The following is a 19,500-nucleotide window of genomic DNA, read 5'->3' as shown; positions in this document are numbered from 1 at the left end:
CGCCCGGTTACATTCCGAACCCGGAAGCTAAGCCTTTCAGCGCCGATGGTACTGCAGGGGGGACCCTGTGGGAGAGTAGGACGCCGCCGAACAATCATTGTGGGAAAGCCCCGCACCTCATGGTGCGGGGCTTTTCTGCGTTTACGGCCAGGGACCCGGGACCCCCTTTCGAGGGCGGGTTGGTACGGGGCTCTCAGAGACGGCCGGCCGCCTTCAGAGCGAGGTAGGCATCCGCCAGGGCCGGGGCGAGGGTGTCGGGGGTGGCGTCGACGACCGTGACACCGTGGCGCTGGAGCTGGTCCGCGGTGCGGGAGCGCTGGGACTGTGTCTGGGTGGCTGCGGCGGCCTCGTAGACGGCTTCGAGCGTGCCGCGGGCCTTGGTCATGCGCGTGACGTGGGGATCGGCGACGGAGGCCACCAGGAGCGTGTGGCGCTGGGCCAGCTGCGGGAGGACCGGGAGGAGGCCCTCCTCGATCGGGGCGGCGTCGAGGCTGGTCAGGAGGACGATCAGCGAGCGGCGCGGAGCACGCGCCAGCGCGGTCGCGGCCAGACCTCGGGCGTCGGTCTCCACGAGTTCGGGTTCCAGCGGGGCGAGGGCGTCGACCACGGCCGGCAGGACGTCGCCGGCGGAGCGGCCCTGGACCTGGGCGCGGAGGCGGCGGTCGTAGGCCAGGAGGTCCACGCGGTCGCCGGCCCGGGAGGCGAGCGCGGTGAGGAGGAGTGCCGCGTCCATGGAGGCGTCCAGGCGCGGCACGTCGCCGACGCGGCCGGCCGAGGTGCGGCCGGTGTCGAGGACGATCAGGATGTGCCGGTCGCGCTCGGGGCGCCAGGTGCGGACCGCGACGGCGGTCTGGCGGGCCGTGGCCCGCCAGTCGATCGAGCGGGTGTCGTCACCGGGGACGTACTCGCGGAGGCTGTCGAACTCCGTGCCCTCGCCGCGAGTGAGGACGCTGGTGCGGCCGTCGAGCTCGCGGAGCCGGGCCAGGCGCGACGGCAGGTGCTTGCGGCTGGTGAAGGGCGGCAGGACGCGGACCGTCCAGGGGACCTCGTGGTGGCCCTGGCGGGCCGCGAGGCCGAGAGGGCCGAACGAGCGGACGGTGATCCGTTCCGCCCGGCGGTCGCCGCGGCGGGTCGGGCGCAGGCTCGTGGTCAGGCGGCGGCGCTCGTCGGCGGGAACCGTCAGTCGGTGGCGCGAGGCGGCCTGTTCGGTGCCGGGGGGCCAGCTGCTGGGCGGCCAGGCGTCGCGGAGCTGGGCGCGGAGGCGGCGGCGGGACGGGTTCGTGACGGTGAGCTGTACCTCCGCGCTGTCACCGAGTCGAACGGATGTATCACCACTTCGGGTGAATTGGAGCGTTCGTACTGGCGCCGCCAGGGCGTAGTCGCACAGAATTGCGAGGGAGAGGGGCGCGTTCACCGCGAGCATCCCCGCCCAGCTGGGGGCGAGGATGCCGACGGGGAGCGATCCGAGGGCGGCGAGCAGCGCGGTTCGTCCGGTGAGGGCCATGGGGCGCCGTTCTCAGCGGGGTACGGGGACGTGGGCGAGGATCGAGTTGATGACGGAGTCGGGGGTGACCCCCTCCATCTCGGCCTCGGGCCGCAGGTGGATGCGATGACGCAGGGTGGGGAGAGCGAGGGCCTTCACATCGTCCGGGGTGACGTAGTCCCGGCCGGTGAGCCAGGCCCAGGCGCGGGCGGTGGAGAGCAGGGCGGTGGCGCCTCGGGGGGAGACCCCGAGCGTGAGCGAGGGGGATTCACGCGTGGCACGACAGATATCGACGACATAGCCGGCGATCTCGGCGGAGACCGAGACCTTGGCGACGGCGGCCCGGGCTGCTTCGAGCTCGGCGGGGCCCGCCGCGGGGCGGACGCCGGCGGCCTTCAGGTCGCGGGGGTCGAAGCCCTCGGCATGACGGGTGAGGACATGGATCTCGTCCGCGCGTGAGGGCAGAGGGACCGTCAGCTTCAGGAGGAACCGGTCCAGTTGGGCCTCGGGGAGCGGGTAGGTGCCCTCGTACTCGACGGGGTTCTGCGTCGCTGCGACCAGGAAGGGCTCCGGGAGGGCGCGCGGGCTCCCGTCGACCGTGACCTGACGCTCCTCCATCGCTTCAAGGAGGGAGGACTGGGTCTTCGGGGGCGTCCGGTTGATCTCGTCGGCGAGCAGCAGGTTGGTGAAGACCGGGCCGGGCTGGAAGGAGAACTCGGCGGTGCGGGCGTCGTAGACGAGGGAGCCCGTGACGTCGCTCGGCATCAGGTCGGGGGTGAACTGGACGCGCTTGGTGTCGAGTTCGAGTGCGGCGGCCAGTGAGCGGACCAGGAGGGTCTTGGCGACTCCGGGGACGCCTTCGAGGAGGACGTGTCCCCGGCAGAGCAGGGCGACGACGAGACCGGTGACGGCGGGGTCCTGGCCGACCACGGCCTTCGCGATCTCGGTGCGCAGGGCCTCCAGGGAGGCGCGGGCGCTGTCCGAGTCCGTGGCGGTCTCGGGGGTCGGGGCGCTCATGAGGTGCGTACCTCTCTTTCGAGGGCGTCGAGTTGGTCCGCCAGGCGGATGAGGGTGGCGTCGTCGGCGGGAGCCGGGCCGAAGAGGAGGTTCCTGGGGTCCGCGGTGGTCTCGGGGAGACGGGCGGAGAGTGCGGGGAGGAGGAGGTCGGGGGAGTGGGCGTCCTTGACGGGGACGCCGAGGAGCGGGGCGAGCCGGGTGCGGGTCGCGGTGCGCAGGACGGAGGCGGCGCGGTCGCGGGCGTTCGCCTTGCGGTAGAGGCGGGCGCGGCCCTCGGTGGCCTCGGAGGCGCGGAGGGCGACGGGGAGTCGCTCGGTGACCAGGGGGCCGAGGCGACGGCCGCGCCAGAGGGCGGCGAGCAGGGCCGCGAGGGCGAGTTGGAGGGTGGCCCACCGCCAGCCGGAGGGGATGAGGGCGAGGAAGTTGCCCGTGGTGTCGTCGGCGGGTGCGTCGGCGGCGGCCGAGGTGTCGGAGAGGGAGGGGAGGTACCAGACGAGATGGGGCCGGGAGCCGAGGAGTTGGAGGGCCAGCGAGGCGTTGCCGAGTTGGTCGAGGCGGGAGTTGTGGAGGATGTCGGGCGCGCCGAGGAGGACGGTGTCGGCGGTGCCGGTGCCGGGGAGGAGGAGCAGGGTGGGCAGGCCTTCGGCGCGGTAGCAGGTCTCGGCGGTGGTGCCGGGGGAGAGTTCGTAGCGTTCGCCGCCGAGGTCGACGCTGCCGGCGCGGGTGGCGGCCGGCAGGGTGCAGGCGGGGGCGCGTTCCGTCACGGGGGTGCTGGGGGCGCTGGCGACCCCCGGGGCCAGCGTGTCGAGGGAGGCGCTGCCGGCGCCGATGAGGACCATGCGGGCGGTGGAGCCCTTCATCGCCGCGTGGAGCGTCGACTGTTGAGCGTCCGTCAACAGGTCGGGGGTGGTGACCAGGAGGGTGGTGCCGGTGTCCGTGGCCGCCGTGGCCTCGGCCAGGGTGGTGGCGAGGGTGACGGTGACGCCGCGGGCCTTGAGGAGTTCGGCGACGGCGCGGCTGCCGTGGGGGTCGGCGGAGCGCGGGTCGAGGGCGCCGTGGGCGTCGGCGGACCGGACCGTCGCGAGGGCGAGGCCGCCGGTCAGGATCAGGGCGAGGACGAGGACCGCACCGCGCACGCGCGTCCACACCTGGCGGGCGGAGGGGGCGGTCGAGGTGGTGCCGGTAACCGGGCGGCTCATGCGGGCGCCTCCGTGGAGGCGGTGTCGAGGGTGGGGCGGGTGCGCTCCAGGGCGGTGTCCAGTTCCTCGACGCGGCGGTACGCGGGCTCGTCGGCGGTGCGGCCGCCGTACGTGACGTCGTCGAACGTGCGGGCCGCGAGGCGCAGGTCGTCCGCGTGGGTCGGGAGGGAGCGGCCGGCTTCGGCGGCTGCCTCGTCGGCGGTGCGGCCGGGGCGCGGTTCGAGGAGGGTGCGTTCTTCCAGGGAGCGGACGATGGCGCGCATCCGTTCCTGGACGGCTTCGTTCCAGCGGCCGGCGGAAGCGTGGCGGGCGGCGGCCGTCCGGTGGTCACGGGCGGTGCGGGGGCCGTCGGCGAAGAGGGAGTCGGCGGTGGTGCCGGGCGCCCGGTGCGGGGTGCCGAGGCGCCACCAGAGGGCGGCGACGAGGGCGGCCGCGAGCACGACGATCACGACGACGCCGAGGACGCCGCCCGGGGTGGCCGTCGAAGCGGCGCCGAAGAGTTCGTCGAGCCACTCCCAGAAGCGGCTGAGGCCGCGCTGGAGGAGGTTCGGGTCGTTCTCGTGGTACTTCGGATCGGACAGCTCCCGCTCCGCCGCCTCGCGGGCGGGGACGCGGGAGATGTCCACCGGTGTGTCGCCGTCGTCGCCGCGCAGCCGGGCCAGTGCCGCGGCCGCTCCCCCCGTGAACGTCACCGCATCAGCCCCCGACGGTGTCGTTGTCCGGTGTGGGGCCGTAGCCGGGGAGGCCCGCCGCCCGGGCCAGTTCGAGGTCCAGGGCTTCGCGGCGGATGCGCTGGTCGACGTAGAGGAGGACGGTCACACCGGCGGAGATCGGGTAGGTGATCGCGTTGGTGATCACGCCGCCGATGCCCGTGACGATCAGGAACGGCCAGCCGAACGTGGTGGAGCTGCCGGAGAGCAGACCGGTGAAGCCCTCGCTGTCGACCAGGAAGCCGAGGATGGTGAACGGGATCGCGATGATCATGCCGAAGAGGAAGAGCAGCACCATGGTCAGCACGGTGATGCCGAAGATCCGCCACCACGAGCCCTGCACCAGCTTCGCCGACCGCTTCAGCGACTGGACGACGCCCCGGCGTTCCAGCATCAGGGCCGGCGACGCGAGACTGAAGCGGATCACCAGCCATACGGTCGCCACGATGGCGCAGAGACCGCCGAGGAGGGACAGCGCCACGCCCGGGGCGCCGCCGATCAGGAGGCCCGGGAGCACGCCGACCGTCATGATCGCGACGGTCATCGCCGCGAGCAGCAGGGTCAGGCCGAGGAGCTGGAGCAGGCGCGGGCGCGCCTCCTGCCAGGCGGAGCCCAGCGAGACCGGGCGGCCGAGGACCGCGCGGCTGATGACGACGGTCAGCAGGGCGGCGCTCACGAGCGACGCCATCATCGTCACGAGGAGCGAGGGGCCCAGGTCGATCAGGGAGGCCTGCGCGGAGTCGAGGGACTGCTGGAGCCGCTCGGCCGGCGTGGCGTCCGGATCGATCGCCGGGGCCGCCGGCACGAGGTACCGCTGGGCCAGGATGGTGGCGATCTGGGAGATCACCGCGACCGTGACCGTGATGGCGAGGACCGTGCGCCAGTAGGTGCGGAGGGTCTTCACCGCGCCGTCGAGGATCTCGCCCAGGCCCAGCGGGCGCAGCGGGATGACTCCGGGCTTCGCGGCCGGGGGCCTGCCCCAGTTGACGTTCGGAGGCGGGGTTCCCCAGCTCTGTCCGGGTGCCGGAGGCGGGGTCGCCTGGGACGGCGGGGACCACTGGCCGGCGGGCGGCTGGTCCTTGGACCACTGGGCGGTGGAGCCGTTCGCGTCGGCCGAGGAGGCGGGCCCGGGGGTTCCCGAGCCGTCCTGGCCGTCGGAGGGGGTGGATCCGGGCGAGGTCCAGCCCGGCGTGTCGTTCACGGTCGTCCACCTCGGAGGAATGGTCGCGGTGCCGGATCGGCGAACCGGCTCGGTCACGGCGGCCGACACCTGACACGGCGGCGGGCCGGGTGCCATCGTGCCACGCGGGGCCCGCCCGTGGGCCGGAGCCCGCATCTCCTTCGTACCTTTGTCCGGACCTTCATCGTGCGAGCGGCAGGCGGCACACGGTGCGGATGCCCCACCAGGCCGCACGAACCGTGCGGCGACGGGCCGGGCGGGCGGCGGGATGCCGTGCCGTGGGTGGCGAATGGGCTCCGGTGTGGGCAACGATGCGTGCTCGGCGCGAACGCTGAACCGACGTGGATCATGACCCGCGCACAGCGAGGGCGGCGCCGTTCACGATCGGGACCGTGGAATCGCTTGCACGAGGCCCGGTACGGCGGGCACACGGAGAAGAGGCCCGGCCTCCCCGTGGGCTACGTGAGGCCGCGCGCGGTACGGTTCTGCGCGACCACCGGGGGACACGGGGGTGACATCCATGACTGGCATCAACACCCACGAACACGGGCAGTCACCGACGGTTGATCAAGGACGTCGCCGCAGGTCAGTGAGGTATCTCACCAGCCGCCTTAGGACTGATACGGAAATGGGATGATGTCGATATGAAGGGACGCGTTCTCGTCGTCGACGACGACACCGCACTGGCCGAGATGCTCGGCATCGTGCTGCGGGGTGAAGGGTTCGAGCCGTCGTTCGTCGCGGACGGTGACAAGGCGCTTGCCGCTTTCAGAGAGGCCAAGCCCGATCTGGTGCTGCTGGACCTGATGCTGCCCGGAAGGGACGGCATCGAGGTGTGCCGGCTCATCCGCGCCGAGTCGGGGGTGCCGATCGTCATGCTCACGGCCAAGAGCGACACCGTCGACGTGGTCGTGGGCCTGGAGTCCGGGGCCGACGACTACATCGTGAAGCCGTTCAAGCCGAAGGAGCTCGTCGCCCGTATCCGGGCGCGGCTGCGGAGGTCCGAGGAGCCGGCTCCCGAGCAGCTCACCATCGGCGACCTGGTCATCGACGTGGCCGGGCACTCCGTGAAGCGGGACGGGCAGTCCATCGCCCTGACCCCGCTGGAGTTCGACCTGCTGGTCGCGCTGGCGCGCAAGCCGTGGCAGGTGTTCACGCGCGAGGTGCTTCTGGAGCAGGTCTGGGGCTACCGGCACGCGGCCGACACCCGGCTGGTGAACGTGCACGTCCAGCGGCTGCGCTCGAAGGTCGAGAAGGACCCCGAGCGCCCGGAGATCGTGGTCACCGTCCGCGGTGTCGGTTACAAGGCGGGGCCGAGCTGAGATGAGTGTGGGCAGCGCTGCTCCGAAGCCCGGGAAGCCGGGAGTCCGTACGGGGCGGACTGCCGGACCGGGGCGGGGGGGCTCGCGATTCGGCCGTCTGCTCCGCAGCAGGGCCGTCCTCCGGCTCTTCGCGCGCTGGGTGCGCCGGCCGCTGCTGCCCGCCGTGCGGCTGTGGCGGCGGAACATCCAGCTGCGGATCGTCGCGGGCACCCTGCTCATGTCGCTCGGCGTCGTGCTCCTGCTCGGCATCGTCGTGATCGTGCAGGTCCGCAACGGCCTGCTCGAGGCCAAGGAGAAGGCCGCCCAGAGCCAGGCCGCAGGAGGGTTCTCCGCTGCCCAGGACCGGGCGGCGACCACCCCTTCCACGCCCGTGCAACAGGACGGCGTGCGGACCGGTGCCTCCGTGAACTGGCGCTCCACGCTCGTCGAGCAGCTCGCCAGCGGTGGCCAGAGCGCGTTCAACGTGGTCGCGCTCTCCCTCGACAGCGGTGACACCGCGAGCCGGGGCGCCCGCGCCTCCGGCGAGGTCGACCCGACCACGAGCATCCCGGCCGACCTGCGGCACGACGTCGCGCAGGGCACCGGCACCCTCCAGAAGTTCTCGCGGATCCACTACACCAGCGGCAAGGCGTCCGAGCCGGGTCTGGTGATCGGCAAGCGGCTCAACGACGCCGACGGCGATCAGTACGAGCTGTACTACCTCTTTCCGCTGAGTCAGGAAGAGGACTCCCTGACCCTGGTCAAGGGCACCCTGGCGACCGCCGGTCTCTTCGTCGTCGTGCTGCTCGGCGCCATCGCCTGGCTCATGGTGCGCCAGGTCGTCACGCCCGTGCGGATGGCCGCCGGGATCGCCGAGCGGCTCTCCGCCGGCCGCCTCCAGGAACGCATGAAGGTCACCGGCGAGGACGACATCGCGCGCCTCGGCGAGGCCTTCAACAAGATGGCCTCCAACCTCCAGCTCAAGATCCAGCAGCTGGAGGAGCTCTCGCGGATGCAGCGGCGCTTCGTCTCCGACGTCTCGCACGAGCTGCGCACCCCGCTGACCACGGTCCGGATGGCAGCCGACGTCATCCACGAGGCCCGCGTCGACTTCGACCCCATCACCGCACGCTCCGCCGAGCTCCTCGGCGACCAGCTCGACCGCTTCGAGTCGCTGCTCTCCGACCTACTGGAGATCAGCCGCTTCGACGCGGGCGCGGCCGCCCTGGAGGCCGAGCCGATAGACCTGCGCCAGGTCGTACGGCGGGTCATCGGCGGCGCCGAGCCCCTCGCCGAGCGCAAGGGCACCCGGATCGTGGTCCTCGGCGACCAGCAGCCCGTGGTGGCCGAGGCGGACGCCCGCCGCGTCGAGCGGGTGCTGCGCAACCTCGTCGTCAACGCCGTCGAGCACGGCGAGGGCCGCGACGTCGTCGTGAAGCTCGCCGCCGCCGGCGGAGCCGTCGCCGTGGCCGTGCGGGACTACGGCGTCGGACTCAAGCCGGGCGAGGCCACCCGGGTCTTCAACCGCTTCTGGCGCGCCGACCCGGCACGCGCGCGTACCACCGGCGGTACGGGCCTCGGCCTGTCGATCGCCGTCGAGGACGCGCGGCTGCACGGCGGCTGGCTCCAGGCCTGGGGCGAGGCCGGCGGCGGCTCGCAGTTCCGGCTCACCCTGCCGCGCACCGCGGACGAGCCGCTGCGGGGGTCGCCGATCCCGCTGGAGCCGGAGGACTCACGGCGCAACCGCGAGCAGGCGGCCGCAGGACGCGACCGGGACCGGCTCGCGGCGGTGCCGGCGCAGTCCGCCGGCGACCGGTCGGCCCTCTCCGTACCGCCGAGGCTGCCCGAGGCGCCGCGGGCGACCGTCGACCCGACGGCGCTGCCCGGCAGCGGCGCACGGGTCGTGGCGCGCGCGGCGACGGACGGCGACGGCGGCGGGGCGGGCCCGGCGGCGGCCGGGGGGAACGGGCATCTGGAGCGGGAGGACGGGACACGTGGGCGCTGACTCCCGAGCGGAGCACGCGGGGCGGGGACGGAGCACACGCGCGGTGGTCCTCGCCGCGTGCGGCGGACTCCTGGTGACCGGGTGCGCGACGATGCCCGACAGCGGGGACGTGTCGCCCGTGAAGGGGGCCGGCACGGGCGACTCGCAGGTGCGGGTCTACGCCGTCGCGCCCCGGGAGAACGCCGACCCGGACGAGATCGTCGACGGCTTCCTGGAAGCCATGACCAGTGACGACCCCGGCTTCGCCACCGCCCGCAAGTACCTGACGAAGAAGGCCGCTCAGGGCTGGAAGCCGGAGCAGAGCATCACCGTGCTCACCACCGCGCCCGACCGTGAGCAGGCCGACCGCAACGCCGACCCCGACACCCAGGGGCGCGCCTTCCCGCTCTCCGGCCGGAAGCTCGCGACCGTGGACGCCCGCCACGGCTACCAGCCGAACAGCCCCGCCGAGTACCTGCAGTCGATCCACGTCGTGCAGCAGCCCTCGGCGAACGGCAAGGGCAGGGAGTGGCGCATCGACAGCCTCCCGCCCGGCCTGATCCTCGGCGAGGCGGATTTCCTCCGCAACTACCGGTCGGTCAACAAGTACTACTTCGCCTCCGGGGAGGACTGGGTCGTCGCCGACCCGGTCTACATCCGGCAGCGGCAGGACCCCGTCACCCGGATGGATCCGGTGACGCAGACGGTCAAGGCGCTGCTCGAAGGCCCGACGAACTGGCTGAAGCCCGCCGTCGACTCGCAGTTCCCCTCCGGTACGGAGCTGAAGGCCGGCGTCACCACCCTGACCACGGACGACCAGTCCACCCTGCGGGTCCCGCTCAACGAGAAGGCGGACCGGGCCGGCGGCGAGGCGTGCCGGCGGATGGCGGCGCAGCTGCTGTTCACGCTGGGCGACCTCACCTCCGTACGGGTCGAGCAGGTGGAGCTCCTGGGCTCCGGCGGGCAGTCGCTGTGCCGGCTCGGCAAGGGCCAGGCGGTCGAGTTCGCGGCGCTGCGGGACTCCGACCGCGACGAGCACCCGTACTTCGTCGACGAGCACGGCAAGCTGATGATGCTCCTGGTGGGCGGCAAGGAGGCGAACGCGCCGGTCGAGGTGCCGGGCCCGTTCGGCAAGGGCACGGTGCCGCTCCGCTCGGTCGCCGTCGACCGGGGCGAGACCCGGGCCGCGGGCGTCGGGCAGAGCGGCCGCGAGCTGATCGTCTCCTCCATCACCACCGAGCAGGACCCGCTGCCGCCCGTCCTGACCAGCAGGGCCGCCCGGCCGGCCGACCGGCTGTCCGCGCCCAGCTGGGACGGCCGGGGCGATCTGTGGGTCGCCGACCGGGACCCGGCCGCGCCCCGGCTGTGGATGGTGCCGGACGGCACCGGCCACCCCGTGAAGGTCCGCACGCCCTGGCTCGGGGACGGCGCCCGCATCGAGTCCCTGCGGGTCTCCGCGGACGGGGTGCGGATCGCCCTGGTCGTCAAGCGGGGCGAGCGCACGACCCTGCAGATCGGCCGGATCCAGCGGCAGACGACCGACGAGGAGCAGATCGTCTCCGTCCTGGACCTCCAGCCCGCCGCCCCCCGGATGGAGTCGGTCAAGGCCGTCTCCTGGGCCGGACCCAGCCGGCTCGTCGTGGTCGGCAGGGAGGCGGGTGGCGTCCAGCAGATCCGCTACCTCCAGACCGACGGCTCGACCTCGACGACCTCCGTGCTCCCCGGCCTGAACGGGGTGACCTCGGTGGCCGCTCCGCACAAGGAGACCGTGCCGGTGGTGGCCGACTCCGACGACGACGGGATCGTGCGGCTCGCGCCGGGGACGAACTGGCAGCCGGTGGCCAAGAAGGGGTTCTCGCCGGTCTACCCCGGATAGGCCGCCGGTGTCCCGGGGGCAGCCCCGGATAGTTCGCCGGTGTCCCGTGGGCAGCCCCGGATAGCCCTCTCGCGAGGGCTGTGGGGCCCGCACCTGACGTACTTCGGGCTTCCCGCGAGCGGGTTTTCCACAGGGGTGGCCGGGAGGCGCCCGGAGGCGCACAGTGGAGCCATGCGGGGGTGGTGGCGCGAGATCGCCGGACTGGTGCTGCCGGTCGCCTGCGGAGGCTGCGGCAGGCCGCGGACGGAGCTGTGCCCTGCCTGCGCGGACGCGCTCGCCGGGAGGCCGCCGCGCAGGGTGCGGCCCGCGCCCGAGCCGCCCGGACTGCCCGCGGTCCATGCCGCCGCGCCGTACGCCGACGCCGTACGGCAGCTGCTCCTCGCCCACAAGGAACGCGGGGCGCTCACGCTCGCCGGGCCCCTGGGCGGCGCCCTCGCCGGGGCCGTGGAGGCCGCTGCCCCGCCCGGTGCGGGGCCCGCGGACGGACCGCTGCTCCTCGTACCCGTGCCGTCCTCGCGGCGCTCTGTACGGGCGCGTGGCCACGATCCGACGCGGCGGATCGCGCAGGCCGCGGCGGCCCGGCTGCGGCGGGCGGGACGGCCGGCGCGGGTCGTGCCCGTGCTCCGGCAGCGGCGGTACGTGGCCGACCAGGCGGGGCTCGGGGCGCGCGGGCGCCTCGTGAACCTGTCCGGGGCGCTGGAGGTCGTGCCGGGCGGCGCACGGCTCCTGACGGCGGGACGGGTGATTCTCGTGGACGACCTGATGACCACCGGGGCCTCGCTCGCGGAGGCGGCGCGCGCCCTCGGAGCCGTACACCTTCCGTTCATTCAGGGAATACCGCACGGCTTACCGGCCGGTTCGGCGCAGCGTGAAATCGAACAGCGGGTGGCGGCTGTGATCGCATCCTCTCCCGCCTCGTTCGAAATAAACCGGAACTCGCCGGAAACTTGGATCGTTGCAGGTGGTGAGAGGTGAAAGCACCCGTATGGAGGTATGTCGCGGTAGAGGGTGCCGACACCCGTCCGAAGGGGCTATGTTCGGTTGTGAGGAATGGCGAATGCCATCGCCTCAGCGAATACATGGTTGCGCCTACAGGACAGGAGTTCAGGGCGAATTAACCTCTTGTCGATGGGGTGGAGATCTTGTCGACTGGGGAGGAGGAGGTCGAAGTCGCCAAGTCCGAGCTCCGGTGACCCACCGGAGCTGGTGCAAAGGGAGATGCCCGGCGGCCAAGGAGCCGACCAGGGCGATCCGGGAACGGAGTTCTGCGTGGACATCGTCGTCAAGGGCCGCAAGACCGAGGTGCCCGAGCGGTTCCGCAAGCACGTGGCCGAGAAGCTGAAGCTGGAGAAGATCCAGAAGCTCGACGGCAAGGTGATCAGCCTCGACGTCGAGGTGTCCAAGGAGCACAACCCGCGGCAGGCCGACCGGTCCGACCGCGTGGAGATCACCCTCCACTCCCGAGGCCCGGTGATCCGGGCGGAAGCGGCGGCAGCCGACGCGTACGCAGCGCTCGACCTCGCCAGCGACAAGCTCGAGGCACGACTGCGCAAGCAGCACGACAAGAGGTACACCCGCCGTGGCAACGGCCGGCTGTCCGCGGCGGAGGTCGGGGACGTGGTGCCCGGCGCCGCGAAGCTCAACGGCGACGGCCAACTGGCCGTCGACGAGGCCGACAAGGTGCCCACCACGATGATGGGCTCCATCGAGGTCCAGGGTGAAGGCCCGCTCGTGGTCCGCGAGAAGACCCACCGGGCCGCACCGATGACGCTCGACCAGGCGCTCTACGAGATGGAGCTGGTCGGGCACGACTTCTACCTCTTCGTCGACTCCGACACCAAGCAGCCGAGCGTCGTCTACCGGCGACACGCTTACGACTACGGCGTCATCCATCTGGAGAGCGACCCGCTCGCCGAGGGCGGCGGCGCCGGCGGTGCGCTCGGCGGCTGACCCGCCGCACCCGCACCGCACGCTTCCGAACAGGTGTCCTTCTCGGTGCCCCTGGAGCGCACTTCGCGCCCCCAGGGGCACCCCCCGTGCGCCCGCGGAGCACCCCCGTCGCCGCCCGGACGTGAAATCATGGCGTGCACGCCAACCGGTGCCGATCGCGTACGGGTTGGAGGACCGGAAACGAATTCAGGCCACGGCCTTCAGGGGGAGGAACGATGGCGGACAGCTTCGGGCCGGTGCTCAGTGGGCACGAGCACGGTGGTGCGGTCCCGGAGGGATCGGAAGGCGCGGGTCCGGACGCGGAGGGTGCGTTCCGAAAGGAGCCGATCCGGGTCCTCGTCGTGGACGACCACGCCCTCTTCCGCCGCGGACTCGAGATCGTCCTCGCCCAGGAGGAGGACATCCAGGTCGTCGGCGAGGCCGGTGACGGCGCCGAGGCCGTCGACAAGGCCGCCGATCTGCTGCCCGACATCGTCCTGATGGACGTACGGATGCCCCGGCGCGGCGGCATCGAGGCGTGCACCTCCATCAAGGAGGTGGCCCCCAGCGCGAAGATCATCATGCTGACGATCAGCGACGAGGAGGCCGACCTCTACGAGGCGATCAAGGCGGGTGCCACCGGCTACCTCCTCAAGGAGATCTCCACCGACGAGGTCGCCACCGCGATCCGCGCGGTCGCCGACGGGCAGTCGCAGATCAGCCCCTCGATGGCGTCCAAGCTCCTCACCGAGTTCAAGTCGATGATCCAGCGCACCGACGAGCGCCGGCTCGTCCCCGCGCCCCGGCTGACCGACCGCGAGCTGGAGGTCCTCAAGCTCGTCGCGACCGGGATGAACAACCGGGACATCGCCAAGGAACTGTTCATCTCCGAGAACACCGTGAAGAACCACGTCCGGAACATCCTGGAGAAGCTGCAGCTGCATTCCCGGATGGAGGCCGTGGTGTACGCGATGCGGGAGAAGATCCTGGAGATCCGCTGAGGGATCCGAGGGATCCGCTGAGTGATCCGAGGGATCAGCGCGAGATCCGCTGAGGCTCAGGCGAGGGCCTTGAGCAGCTCGGGCACCAGTTCCGGGCGGTTCACCCGCTCCACCGTCACCGCGTCGCAGCCCACCCACTCGGCCGCCTCGCGCAGCGCCTTCGCCACCGGCGGCACGGCCTTCGGGCCGTCCAGCGAGACCTGCTTCGCCACCAGGGTCCTGCCCTCCCGCGCCGGGTCCACCCGGCCCACCAGACGGCCGCCGGCGAGCACCGGCATCGCGAAGTAGCCGTGGATCCGCTTCTGCTTCGGCACGTACGCCTCCAGGCGGTGCGTGAAACCGAAGATCCGCTCCGTGCGGGGCCGCTCCCAGATCAGCGAGTCGAACGGCGACAGCAGCGTCGTACGGTGCCGGCCGCGCGGCTCGGTCGCAAGCGCCGCCGGATCCGCCCAGGCGGGCTTCCCCCAGCCCGCCACCGTCACCGGCACCAGACCCGAGGCCTCCACGACCGCGTCGAACTGCTCCGCCTTGATCCGGTGGTAGTCCGCGATGTCCGCGCGCGTGCCCACGCCGAGCGCCTCGCCCGCCTGCCGCACCAGGCGCCGCACGCACTCGGTGTCGTCCAGGTCGTCGTGGAGCAGGTCCTGCGGGATCGCCCGCTCGGCCAGGTCGTACACCCGCTTCCAGCCGCGCCGCTCCGTGACCACGACCTCGCCGTACATCAGCGCCCGCTCGACGGCGATCTTGCTGTCGGACCAGTCCCACCACTCGCCCTTGTTCTTCGCGCCGCCCAGCTCGGTCGCCGTCAGCGGGCCCTGGTCCCGCAGCTGGTCGATCACCTTGTCGTACGCCCCGGCCGACAGCTCGTGCCCCCAGTGCGGGCGGTCGCGGTAGGCGCGGCGGCGGAAGGCGAAGTGCGGCCACTCCTCGACGGGCAGGACGCAGGCGGCGTGCGACCAGTACTCGAAGGCGTGAGCCTGCGACCAGTACGCCTGCTCCACCGTCGGGCGGCCCACCGCGCCGAGGCGCGCGTACGGGATGAGCTCGTGCGAGCGGGCGAGGACCGAGATGGTGTCGAGCTGGACCTGGCCGAGCGACCGGAGCACCCCGCGCACGCCCGCCCTGCGGTCGGGCGCGCCCAGGAACCCCTGGGCGCGCAGGGCGATCCTGCGGGCTTCGTCGGCGGACAGTTCGGCGGCGGGGCGCGGCGCAGTCGTCATGGACCGCACCCTAGGCCCCGGCACTGACAGCGGGAGCGGCTGCCACCGGGCCCGTGCGCCACGGCAGCGGGCCCCGCGCCCGTGCGCTCGGGCGCCACGCAGCCGGCCCGGCACCCGAGCGGTCAGGCGTCACGGGCCGGGAGGTACGGCAGGGGGCTCGGGAGGCCGAAGTCGGAGGGGAGGAGGGCGCCGATCCAGGCGTCCCGGAGCGTGCCCTTGTTGGCCAGGGCGGCGCGCTGGACGCCCTCGACGACGAAGCCGGCCCGCTCGGCCACCGCGCGCGAGCCGGCGTTGCCGACCTCGGCGCGCCAGATCAGGCGGGTGCAGCCGAGCCCGGTGAAGGCCCAGTGGGCCATGGCCCGGACGATCTCCGTCATGTGGCCGGCGCCGCGGTGCTCCTTCGCCAGCCAGAAGCCGATCTCCCAGACGCCCGCGCCGCGACTGGACAGGGTGGCCGCGGCGAGCAGCGGGCCGCCCTCCACGGGCTCCGCGGCGAAGGTGTACTCGGTGTCCTCGCGCCAGCCGTCCGGGACGAGCCGGTGCACGAAGAACTCCGCGTCCTCGCGCTTGTAGGGGTCGGGGACGGTGGTCCACCGGCGGATGTCGGGGTCCTGGCAGATCGCGTACACCGTGTCGGCGTCCTCGGGGACGAAGGTCCGCAGGCGCAGCCGGTCGGTGGTGAGGGTGATGGGATCCATGCCGGGATTGTGGTGACCGCGCGGACCGGAAGCGAACACTTTTCGGGTGGGGCGGCACCTTCCGCCCACCTCGTGCGTTCTCTTTACGGGCGGACGTACGGCTCGGGTACTGCGGGCCTCCCTGCGCGAGGGCGGTCTCGCTTACGATGGCCGTTGCGGTGGGGACCACCTGCCGTGCCCGCGCTCGCGTCCATCACAAGACCCAGTGCCAGGCCCGACCGGCAAGGAGACCAGCCTCAGTGTCCGTCTTCAACAAGCTCATGCGTGCAGGCGAAGGCAAGATCCTGCGCAAACTGCACCGCATCGCGGACCAGGTCAACTCCATCGAAGAGGACTTCGTCAACCTCTCCGACGCCGACCTGCGGGCGCTCACCGAGGAGTACAAGCAGCGGTACGCCGACGGCGAGAGCCTCGACGACCTGATGCCCGAGGCCTTCGCGACCGTCCGCGAGGCCGCCAAGCGCGTCCTCGGCCAGCGCCACTACGACGTCCAGCTGATGGGCGGCGCCGCGCTCCACCTCGGCCACGTCGCCGAGATGAAGACCGGTGAGGGCAAGACCCTCGTCGGCACCCTCCCGGCGTACCTCAACGCGCTCTCCGGCAAGGGCGTGCACCTGATCACGGTCAACGACTACCTGGCCGAGCGCGACTCCGAGATGATGGGCCGCGTCCACAAGTTCCTCGGCCTGTCCGTCGGCTGCATCCTGGCCAACATGACGCCGGCCCAGCGCCGTGAGCAGTACGCCTGCGACATCACGTACGGCACGAACAACGAGTTCGGCTTCGACTACCTGCGCGACAACATGGCGTGGTCGCAGGACGAGCTCGTCCAGCGCGGCCACAACTACGCCTGTGTCGACGAGGTCGACTCCATCCTCGTCGACGAGGCCCGTACGCCGCTGATCATCTCCGGCCCCGCCGACCAGGCGACCAAGTGGTACGGCGACTTCGCCAAGCTCGTCACCCGGCTGAGCAAGGGCGAGCCCGGCAACCCGCTCAAGGGCATCGAGGAGACCGGCGACTACGAGGTCGACGAGAAGAAGCGCACCGTCGCCATCCACGAGGCGGGCGTCGCCAAGGTCGAGGACTGGCTGGGCATCGACAACCTCTACGAGTCGGTGAACACGCCGCTCGTCGGCTACCTGAACAACGCCATCAAGGCGAAGGAACTGTTCAAGAAGGACAAGGACTACGTCGTCATGGACGGCGAAGTCATGATCGTCGACGAGCACACCGGCCGTATCCTCGCCGGCCGCCGCTACAACGAGGGCATGCACCAGGCGATCGAGGCGAAGGAGGGGGTGCAGATCAAGGACGAGAACCAGACGCTCGCCACGATCACCCTCCAGAACTTCTTCCGCCTCTACGACAAGCTCTCCGGCATGACCGGTACGGCCATGACCGAGGCGGCCGAGTTCCACCAGATCTACAAGCTCGGCGTCGTCCCGATCCCGACGAACCGGCCGATGCAGCGCAAGGACCAGTCCGACCTGATCTACCGGACCGAGGTCGCCAAGTTCGCCGCCGTCGTCGACGACATCGCGGAGAAGCACGAGAAGGGCCAGCCGGTCCTCGTCGGCACGACCTCCGTCGAGAAGTCCGAGTACCTCTCGCAGCAGCTCGCCAAGCGCGGCATCCCGCACGAGGTCCTCAACGCCAAGCACCACGAGCGCGAGGCCACGATCGTCGCCCAGGCCGGCCGCCGCGGCGCCGTCACCGTCGCCACGAACATGGCCGGCCGTGGTACGGACATCAAGCTCGGCGGCAACCCGGACGACCTCGCCGAGGCCGAGCTGCGCCAGGCGGGCCTGGACCCGGTCGAGCACGTCGAGGAGTGGGCCGCGGCCCTGCCCGGCGCCCTGGCGCGCGCCGAGAAGGCCGTGAAGGCGGAGTTCGAGGAGGTCAAGGACCTCGGCGGTCTGTACGTCCTCGGCACCGAGCGCCACGAGTCGCGCCGTATCGACAACCAGCTGCGCGGCCGCTCCGGCCGTCAGGGCGACCCCGGCGAGTCCCGCTTCTACCTCTCGCTCGGCGACGACCTGATGCGTCTGTTCAAGGCGCAGATGGTCGAGCGCGTGATGGCCATGGCCAACGTGCCGGACGACGTCCCGATCGAGAACAAGATGGTCACCCGTGCCATCGCCTCCGCCCAGTCGCAGGTCGAGACCCAGAACTTCGAGACCCGTAAGAACGTCCTGAAGTACGACGAGGTCCTCAACCGGCAGCGCGAGGTCATCTACGGCGAGCGCCGCCGCGTCCTGGAGGGCGAGGACCTGCACGAGCAGGTGCAGCACTTCATGGACGACACGATCGACGACTACATCCGCCAGGAGACCGCCGAGGGCTTCGCGGAGGAGTGGGACCTCGACCGCCTGTGGAACGCCTTCAAGCAGCTCTACCCGGTGAAGGTCACCGTGGAGGAGCTGGAGGACGCGGCCGGGGACCGGGCGGGCATCACCGCCGAGTTCATCGCCGAGTCCATCAAGGACGACATCCACGAGCAGTACGAGACGCGCGAGAAGCAGCTCGGCTCGGACATCATGCGTGAGCTGGAGCGGCGCGTGGTCCTCTCCGTCCTCGACCGCAAGTGGCGCGAGCACCTCTACGAGATGGACTACCTCCAGGAGGGCATCGGCCTGCGCGCCATGGCGCAGAAGGACCCGCTGGTCGAGTACCAGCGCGAGGGCTTCGACATGTTCACCGCCATGATGGAGGGCATCAAGGAGGAGTCCGTCGGCTACCTGTTCAACCTGGAGGTCCAGGTCGAGCAGCAGGTCGAGGAGGTCCCGGTGCAGGCGTCCGCTCCCTCGCTCACCAAGGAGGACGCGGTGGCGGCGGGTGCCGGGCGTCCGGAGATCCGTGCCAAGGGGCTCGACGCCCCGCAGCGGCCGGACCGGCTGCACTTCTCCGCGCCGACCGTGGACGGGGACGGCGGTGTCGTCGAGGGCGACTTCGGCTCCGACGACCTGGACGGCGACGGGATGACCCGCGCCGAGCGCCGCAAGGCGCAGAAGAACGCGGGCGGCGGGCGTCGCCGCAAGAAGTGACGCGTCCGTAGCAGTGGCGTGAGGGGTCGGTCGCCCGGTGGGCGGCCGACCCCTTCGTCGTGCCTCTGGGCGGCCGGCCCCTTCGTCGTGCGTCGCGGGCGGTCTCGTTCGTCATCCGTGCCGGGTGGTCGTGCCCAGGCCGTCCAGCTCCACCGCCGCGCAGCGCCAGCGCTGGTCCTCGCCGCGCTCCAGGCGGAACGCCATGGCCCGTACGCGGGCGCCGGTGGCGATGCTCGCGAAGGCCTCGACCACGGACTGCGGGGCGTGCACCTGGACCGAGCAGCGGCGCAGGACGGGGCGGGGGCCGTGCGAGCGCAGGGGGGTCTGCGGGGCGAGCCTGACCAGCTGCTCGTACGCGTCGCCGACGGTGTGGCCCAGCATCCAGTGGACGGGCCGCTCCCCGCTCAGCACGGCGAGCAGGCGCTCGGCGAAGACGGTGTGCGGGGGGAGCGTACGGGCCGGGGTGCGGTGTGGGCCGCCTTGCGCGGGCGTACGGGGGCGGCTGCCGGCGGCGCCGCGCGGGCGCGTGCCGGCCCGGCCGCCCGGGGCCGTGCGGGGGCGGGGGAGCGGGGAGGGCGTGCTGGTGAGCGTGGCGTTCATGGCGATCCCCTGTCGTTGCGTAACCGAGCGATACCAGTCGGTAACTTCTGTTGGGGATCTTGTACGGGGTGCTCCGAGGCCCCGCAAGGACGCCGCCGCGGCGGGGCGGTCCCGAAAACGGATCACCTATCAGGGTGACGCGATCGGAAATCGGGTCTCCGGCGCCCCCGCGGACGGCCTTCCACGGTGGACGGACGGCGAGTCCGGCCCGCCGCCCCGAAGGGGGACTCCGCACGTATCCTGAGGGCCTCTCCG

The 19,500-nt window shown here is 72.1% G+C and carries 15 protein-coding genes and 1 rRNA gene; 8 read left to right on the top strand and 8 right to left on the bottom strand.

What is annotated here, in order from left to right; translation table 11 throughout:
• Positions 1-92 (top strand): 5S ribosomal RNA (rrf, locus tag ACZ7HT_RS36155); the annotation flags it as partial.
• 101 nt (positions 93-193) lie between these two features.
• Here the strand turns inward: rrf and ACZ7HT_RS36150 are convergent.
• From ACZ7HT_RS36150 to ACZ7HT_RS36130, 5 genes are read right to left on the bottom strand one after another with little or no spacing between them, the layout of a single operon-like run.
• On the bottom strand, positions 194-1,504 hold the full coding sequence (locus ACZ7HT_RS36150; RefSeq protein WP_471173878.1) for a DUF58 domain-containing protein: 1,311 nt from the start codon (positions 1,502-1,504) through the stop codon (positions 194-196).
• Positions 1,505-1,516: 12 nt separating this feature from the next.
• Positions 1,517-2,500, bottom strand: coding sequence for an AAA family ATPase (locus tag ACZ7HT_RS36145; RefSeq protein WP_471173876.1), 984 nt, complete (start codon positions 2,498-2,500; stop codon positions 1,517-1,519).
• A complete protein-coding gene (locus tag ACZ7HT_RS36140; protein WP_471173874.1) occupies positions 2,497-3,699 on the bottom strand; it encodes a DUF4350 domain-containing protein in 1,203 nt (400 codons plus the stop codon). The genes ACZ7HT_RS36145 and ACZ7HT_RS36140 overlap by 4 nt, the downstream gene beginning before the upstream one ends.
• Entirely contained in the window at positions 3,696-4,391 is a 696-nt protein-coding gene (locus ACZ7HT_RS36135) for a DUF4129 domain-containing protein (RefSeq protein WP_471173871.1), read from the bottom strand. Before ACZ7HT_RS36135 ends, ACZ7HT_RS36140 begins: the two co-directional genes overlap by 4 nt.
• Positions 4,392-4,395: 4 nt before the next feature.
• The gene (locus ACZ7HT_RS36130; protein WP_471173868.1) at positions 4,396-5,610 is read right to left on the bottom strand and encodes a DUF7847 domain-containing protein; all 1,215 of its coding nucleotides are present in this window, start codon (positions 5,608-5,610) and stop codon (positions 4,396-4,398) included.
• A 623-nt stretch (positions 5,611-6,233) separates the two neighbouring features.
• Between ACZ7HT_RS36130 and mtrA the strand changes: the two genes are divergently transcribed.
• From mtrA to ACZ7HT_RS36100, 6 genes are all read left to right on the top strand, one after another.
• Entirely contained in the window at positions 6,234-6,911 is a 678-nt protein-coding gene (gene mtrA / locus ACZ7HT_RS36125) for a two-component system response regulator MtrA (protein ID WP_010356958.1), read from the top strand.
• Between the two features lies 1 nt (position 6,912).
• Positions 6,913-8,895, top strand: a complete 1,983-nt coding sequence (gene mtrB, locus ACZ7HT_RS36120; RefSeq protein ID WP_471173866.1) for an MtrAB system histidine kinase MtrB — start codon at positions 6,913-6,915, stop codon at positions 8,893-8,895.
• Positions 8,885-10,750 (top strand): LpqB family beta-propeller domain-containing protein, encoded by a 1,866-nt coding sequence (locus ACZ7HT_RS36115; protein ID WP_471173864.1) that lies wholly within the window; start codon positions 8,885-8,887, stop codon positions 10,748-10,750. Before mtrB ends, ACZ7HT_RS36115 begins: the two co-directional genes overlap by 11 nt.
• A gap of 171 nt (positions 10,751-10,921) precedes the next feature.
• Positions 10,922-11,725 carry a ComF family protein gene (locus tag ACZ7HT_RS36110; protein WP_471173863.1) on the top strand — a complete coding sequence of 268 codons (804 nt, stop codon included), beginning with the start codon at positions 10,922-10,924 and terminating at the stop codon, positions 11,723-11,725.
• Between the two features lie 294 nt (positions 11,726-12,019).
• Positions 12,020-12,700 carry a ribosome hibernation-promoting factor, HPF/YfiA family gene (gene hpf / locus ACZ7HT_RS36105; protein ID WP_376593531.1) on the top strand — a complete coding sequence of 227 codons (681 nt, stop codon included), beginning with the start codon at positions 12,020-12,022 and terminating at the stop codon, positions 12,698-12,700.
• A 215-nt stretch (positions 12,701-12,915) separates the two neighbouring features.
• Positions 12,916-13,680: a response regulator gene (locus tag ACZ7HT_RS36100; protein ID WP_471173859.1), complete on the top strand. Its 765-nt coding sequence runs from the start codon at positions 12,916-12,918 to the stop codon at positions 13,678-13,680.
• A gap of 56 nt (positions 13,681-13,736) precedes the next feature.
• Here the strand turns inward: ACZ7HT_RS36100 and ACZ7HT_RS36095 are convergent, their stop codons facing one another.
• Entirely contained in the window at positions 13,737-14,900 is a 1,164-nt protein-coding gene (locus ACZ7HT_RS36095) for a winged helix-turn-helix domain-containing protein (protein ID WP_471173857.1), read from the bottom strand.
• A gap of 122 nt (positions 14,901-15,022) precedes the next feature.
• A complete protein-coding gene (locus ACZ7HT_RS36090) occupies positions 15,023-15,598 on the bottom strand; it encodes a GNAT family N-acetyltransferase (RefSeq protein WP_471173855.1) in 576 nt (191 codons plus the stop codon).
• A gap of 239 nt (positions 15,599-15,837) precedes the next feature.
• Here ACZ7HT_RS36090 and secA point away from each other — a divergent pair, with 239 nt between their 5' ends.
• Positions 15,838-18,645, top strand: a complete 2,808-nt coding sequence (secA, locus tag ACZ7HT_RS36085) for a preprotein translocase subunit SecA (protein ID WP_471173853.1) — start codon at positions 15,838-15,840, stop codon at positions 18,643-18,645.
• 111 nt (positions 18,646-18,756) lie between these two features.
• Here the strand turns inward: secA and ACZ7HT_RS36080 are convergent, their stop codons facing one another.
• A complete protein-coding gene (locus ACZ7HT_RS36080) occupies positions 18,757-19,245 on the bottom strand; it encodes an Rv3235 family protein (RefSeq protein WP_471173851.1) in 489 nt (162 codons plus the stop codon).
• Between the last annotated feature and the right edge of the window lie 255 nt (positions 19,246-19,500).

It is taken from the genome of Streptomyces sp. NPDC037410, from assembly GCF_055602235.1.
The sequence above is the reverse complement of the archived record's forward strand: the minus strand, read 5'-3'. Positions and strand labels throughout refer to the sequence as shown.